The 5141-nt window shown below is 69.1% G+C and carries 4 protein-coding genes and 1 pseudogene; all 5 read right to left on the reverse strand.

Annotation, left to right across the window (positions count from 1 at the left end):
- Window positions 1-783 (reverse strand): cytosine permease (locus EFK10_RS03170; RefSeq protein WP_206305282.1); only part of this gene is annotated, 783 nt, incomplete at its 3' end.
- A gap of 76 nt (window positions 784-859) precedes the next feature.
- A complete protein-coding gene (locus EFK10_RS03175) occupies window positions 860-1882 on the reverse strand; it encodes a TIGR03842 family LLM class F420-dependent oxidoreductase (RefSeq protein WP_127354252.1) in 1023 nt (340 codons plus the stop codon).
- Window positions 1883-1893: 11 nt separating this feature from the next.
- Complete coding sequence (hydA, locus tag EFK10_RS03180) at window positions 1894-3294, reverse strand: dihydropyrimidinase (RefSeq protein WP_127354253.1); 1401 nt, start codon at window positions 3292-3294, stop codon at window positions 1894-1896.
- A gap of 19 nt (window positions 3295-3313) precedes the next feature.
- On the reverse strand, window positions 3314-4156 hold the full coding sequence (locus tag EFK10_RS03185) for a nitrilase-related carbon-nitrogen hydrolase (protein ID WP_127354254.1): 843 nt from the start codon (window positions 4154-4156) through the stop codon (window positions 3314-3316).
- A 267-nt stretch (window positions 4157-4423) separates the two neighbouring features.
- Window positions 4424-5141 (reverse strand): annotated as a pseudogene (locus tag EFK10_RS03190) (MFS transporter); the annotation flags it as partial.

The following is a 5141-nucleotide window of genomic DNA, read 5'->3' on the forward strand; positions in this document are numbered from 1 at the left end:
TGACAGGGTCGACCAGAAGCCGATCATGCCCATCAGCGACGGGAAGAAGACCTTCCAGAAGCCGCTGCCCCAGCCGAGGGCGGAGGGCTGGTCGAGCAGCGGGCCGAAGCCGCCGGCCTTGCCGCTGATCCAGATCAGCAGGGCGATGGCGCCGACGATGACGAACGGTGCCGCCCAATTCTCGAAGCGGCGCACCGTCTCCATGCCGCGCACGATGATGGCGATCTGGATCGCCCAGAAGATGGCGAACGACAGCCACTGCGTCCACGGATAGCCGCCGACCGTGCCGGCCCCGCCCCACCAGTGGCCGAAGAGCTTGCCGGCCAGGAGAAAGATGCCGGAGCCGCCGATCCAGGTCTGGATGCCGAACCAGGCACAGGCGACGGCCGCCCGCACCAGGGCGGGAAGGTTGGCGCCCCGGATCCCGAAGGAGGCGCGGGCGAAGACCGGGAAGGGTATGCCGTACTTCGGTCCGGCGTGGCCGGTCAGCAGCATCGGCAGCAGGACGATGACGTTGGCCAGGGCGATGGTGAGCACCGCCTGCTTCCAGTCCATGCCGAGCGCGACCAGGCTGGAGGCCAGGGTCCAGGAGGCGATGTTGTGGGCCATGCCGACCCAGAGGGCGGCGAAGTTGTAGGTGGTCCACTTCCGTTGGGCGAGCGGGACCGGAAGCAGGTCCTCGTTGGCGTAGGGGCCGCTCGGGATCGCGTCGGCGGGGAGCTCGACGCGGCCGTCGGCCTGGGTTCTCTGGGCGGGGGAGGGCGGTGGCGCGGTGGCTGTCATGGCTGCAGCCCCTTCGTTCGAGACGGGAACAGGGGTCGAACGTGTGCCGTGCGGTTGGCGGTTGGCGGGGCTGTGGTCAGCCGTTGACGGCGGGAATGACCGTCGTGCCGTAGATGTCGATGGTCGATTCCTTGGCGTCCTGCATGTTGTAGAGCGCGAACTGGTCGACGCCCACGTCGCGCAGCGCCTTCAGCTTCTCGATGTGCTGCTCGGCGGTGCCGATCAGGCAGAAGCGGTCCACGATCTCGTCCGGGACGAAGGCGGTGTCCGGGTTGCCGGTGCGGCCGTGGTGCGAGTAGTCGTAGCCCTGCCGGGCCTTGATGTAGTCGGTCAGCTCCTCCGGGACCATGGAGGAGGACTGGCCGTACTTGCTCACGAGGTCCGCGACGTGGTTGCCGACCATCCCGCCGAACCAGCGGCACTGGTCCCGGGCGTGGGCCGGCGCCTCGGGCGAGTCATCCTCGGTGACGTACGCGGGCGCCGCCACGCAGATCTTGACGTCGTCCGGATTGCGGCCGGCCGCGACTGCCGCGTCCTTGACCGCCTTGACCATCCGCTCGGTGAGATACAGGTCGGCCAGCTGCAGGATGAACCCGTCGGCCTTCTCGCCGGTCAGAGCAAGGGCCTTGGGCCCGTACGCGGCCATCCAGACCGGCAGTTCGGCGCCCTCCCTGACCCACGGGAACTTGATGGCCGTGCCGCCGCCGAGGTCGGCCTCGCGTCCCTCGGCCAGGTCGCGGATGATGTGCATGGCCTCCTCGATGCGGGCCAGGGTGTTGGGCTTGCGGCCGGCCACGCGCATCGCGGAGTCACCCCGGCCGATGCCGCAGACGGTGCGGTTGCCGAACATGTCGTTGAGCGTCGCGAAGGTGGAGGCGGTGACCTCCCACGTACGCGTGCCCGGGTTGGTGACCATCGGGCCGACGATCAGCCGCTCCGTCTGAGCCAGGATCTGGCTGTAGATGACGAACGGCTCCTGCCACAGCACGGCCGAGTCGAAGGTCCAGCCATGCGTGAACCCCTGGCCCTCCGCACGCTTCATCAGCTCGACGACGCCCGACGCCGGCGGGTCCGTCTGGAGTACGAGACCGAAATCCATTGCTCTGCTCCCTAGATGAGGTACTGACAGGTCTCGCGGGTCTGGTACTGGCCGTGTCCGGCCCGACCCAGGTAACGGTCCTGTTCGATGATCACGGTGCCGCGCGACAGCACCGTCTCGGACTTGCCGGTCACCTGCTTGCCCTCGTACGCCGAGTAGTCGACGTTCATATGGTGCGTCTCGGTCGAGATGACCTGGGTGGCGTTCGGGTCGTAGATGACGATGTCGGCGTCCGCGCCCGGGGCGATCGTGCCCTTGCGCGGGTAGAGACCGAACATGCGGGCGGGCGTGGCGCAGGCGATCTCGATCCAGCGGCGGCGGGAGATGTGACCGTCTACAACTGCCTGGTGGAGCAGGTCCATCCGGTTCTCGACCCCCGGGAGACCGTTGGGGATCTTGGAGAAGTCGCCCCGGCCCAGCTCCTTCTGGCCGCTGAAGCAGAACGGGCAGTGGTCGGTGGACACGACCTGCAGGTCGTTGGTGCGCAGGCCCTTCCACAGCTCGGCCTGGTGCTCCTTGGGGCGCAGGGGTGTGGAGCAGACGTACTTGGCGCCCTCGAAGTCGGGCTCGGCGAGATTGTCGGTGGAGAGGAAGAGGTACTGCGGGCAGGTCTCCCCAAAGACGTTGAGCCCCCGGTCGCGGGACTGGGCTAGTTCGGCGAGCGCCGACGCGGCCGAGACATGCACCACGTAGAGCGGTGAACCGGCCACCTCCGCCAGCTTGATGGCCCGGTGGGTGGCCTCGGCCTCGAGCAACTCGCGCCGGACCTCGCCGTGGTAGCGGGGGTCGGTCCGGCCGGCGGCCAGCGCCTGCTCGACCAGGACGTCGATGGCGATGCCGTTCTCGGCGTGCATCATGATCAGGCCGCCGTTGGCGGCGCCGCGCTGCATCGCCCGCAGGATCTTGCCGTCGTCGCTGTAGAAGACACCCGGGTAGGCCATGAAGAGCTTGAAGGACGTCACGCCTTCCTCGACCAGGAGATCCATCTCCTTGAGGCTGCTCTCGGTGACGTCCGACATGATCATGTGGAAGGCGTAGTCGACCGCGCAGTTGCCCTCCGCCTTGGCGTGCCAGGTGTCCAGGCCGCTGCGCAGGCTCTCGCCGACCGACTGCACCGCGAAGTCCACGATGGTGGTCGTGCCGCCCCAGGCGGCGGCCCGGCTGCCGGTCTCGAAGGTGTCCGAGGCGGCGGTGCCGCCGAAGGGCAGCTCCATGTGGGTGTGGGCGTCGACGCCGCCCGGGATGACGTACTTGCCCATCGCGTCGATCACCGTGTCGGCCGTCCAGCCTTCGGCGACGGTGCTGCCGGTGGCGGCCAGGGCGACGACCTGCTCGCTGTCGATGAGGACGTCCGCGTGGATCTCCTCGGCGGCGGTGATCACCAGGCCGCCGCGGATCAGGGTTCGGCTCATGAAAGCTCCCGTCCTTCCGTCACGCCTCGGTCAGCGGGCCGTAGGCCTCCGGACGGCGGTCACGGTAGAACGCCCACTGCTGCCGGACCTCCTCGATCTTCCCGAAGTCCAGGTCCCGGACGACCAGTTCCTCTTCCTTGTCCGAGGCCACGTCGCCGACGAACTGGCCGCGCGGGTCCACGAAGTAGGACGTGCCGTAGAAGTCGTTGTCGCCGTACTCCTCCACGCCCACCCGGTTGATGGCCGCCACGAAGTACTCGTTGGCCACCGCCGCCGCGGGCTGCTCCAGTTGCCACAGGTAGGAGGACAGGCCCCGGCTCGTCGCCGAGGGGTTGTAGACGATCTCCGCGCCCGCCAGGCCCAGCGCGCGCCAGCCCTCCGGGAAGTGCCGGTCGTAGCAGATGTACACGCCGACCTTGCCGACGGCGGTGTCGAACACCGGCCAGCCCAGGTTCCCCGGCTTGAAGTAGTACTTCTCCCAGAAGCCCTTGACCTGCGGGATGTGGTGCTTGCGGTACTTGCCGAGGTAGGAGCCGTCGGCGTCGATCACGGCGGCGGTGTTGTAGTAGAAACCCGCCTGCTCCAGCTCGTACACCGGCACCACGATGACCATGTTGAGTTCCTTGGCCAGCGCCTGCATCCGCACCACCGTTGGGCCGTCCGGCACCGGCTCCGCCCAGGCGTAGTGCTCGGGCTCCTGCACCTGGCAGAAGTACGGAGCGTTGAAGACCTCCTGGAAGCCGATGATCTGCGCCCCCTGCGCGGCCGCCTCCCGGGCGTACTGCTCGTGCAGGTCGATCATCGACTCCTTGTCGCCGGTCCATTTCGTCTGCACCAGCGCGGCACGCACTACTCGACTCATTGGTTGCCCTCCGGAATCGCGGTGAACGGCGAGGTCCGAAGACGAAACTCTCGGCCGCTTGACGGCTGACACTAGGAGCTCGCCGACACGGGGTGTAGTGCCACGCTGTAACGCGATGAGCCCCGCCGCGTTCCGCCGCGTCACCTGCGACGATGCCGTTCCGGTGATTGTCAGGACCGGTCGCCGGGTACGTGAATTCCCGGTTGCTTCCGGGCCAGTTGGGTTACGTCCGCGTATCGCGCGACACCCGGTCCGCCCCGCGCGGTCCTACGCCGCTGTGACCGGCTTCGCGTCGGCCGGCACCGCGATCTCGAGATCGATCGGGGTGACGACCAGCCCACCGCGTGGCCGGACCCGTAGCGCCACCGCGGTCAGCGGCACGGCAACCATCAGCAGCAGGCAGCCCAGCGCCATGCCCATGCCCGCATAGCCCGCGTGGGCGGACAGCAGCGTCCCCGCCAGCGGACCACAGGCCAGTCCCAACGACGACGCCGAACCGGCGATGACGGCCCAGCGCCCGCGTGGGTCGAGGGAGGCGCTCAGGCCGATCAGATAGGTCAGTACGACCGGGTAGACGGTGTTCCACAACACCTCGCCGACCGCGAAGGGCACCGCGCCGGTCGCCGACGAGGTGACGGCGATGCAGCCGGCGATCAGCGCGGTACCGCCCCCGATGGGCACCGCGCGGCCGAGTCGGGCGCCGAGCGCGCCGGCTGCGGTGACGCCGACCAGGCCGCCGCCGAGGGCGACTGCGAAGACCACGCCGAGGGAGGCCTCGGTCAGCCCGGCTCGGTCGAGGCCGATGCGTCCGCTCACGCCCCACAGGGCGTTCTGCGACATTGACCAGCACAGCATCGCGCCCGCGAGCACCGCGCCGGTACGGCGGTACGGCAGCGTGCCCCGGCCGCCGCCCACCGCACGGCGGGGCGCTCCCGCAGGCAGCCACCCGGCCGTCGGCAGCGCCACCAGCGCCCCGCCCGCGACC

The sequence above is a fragment of the Streptomyces soli genome (genome assembly GCF_003999195.1).
GTDB lineage: Bacteria > Actinomycetota > Actinomycetes > Streptomycetales > Streptomycetaceae > Actinacidiphila > Actinacidiphila soli.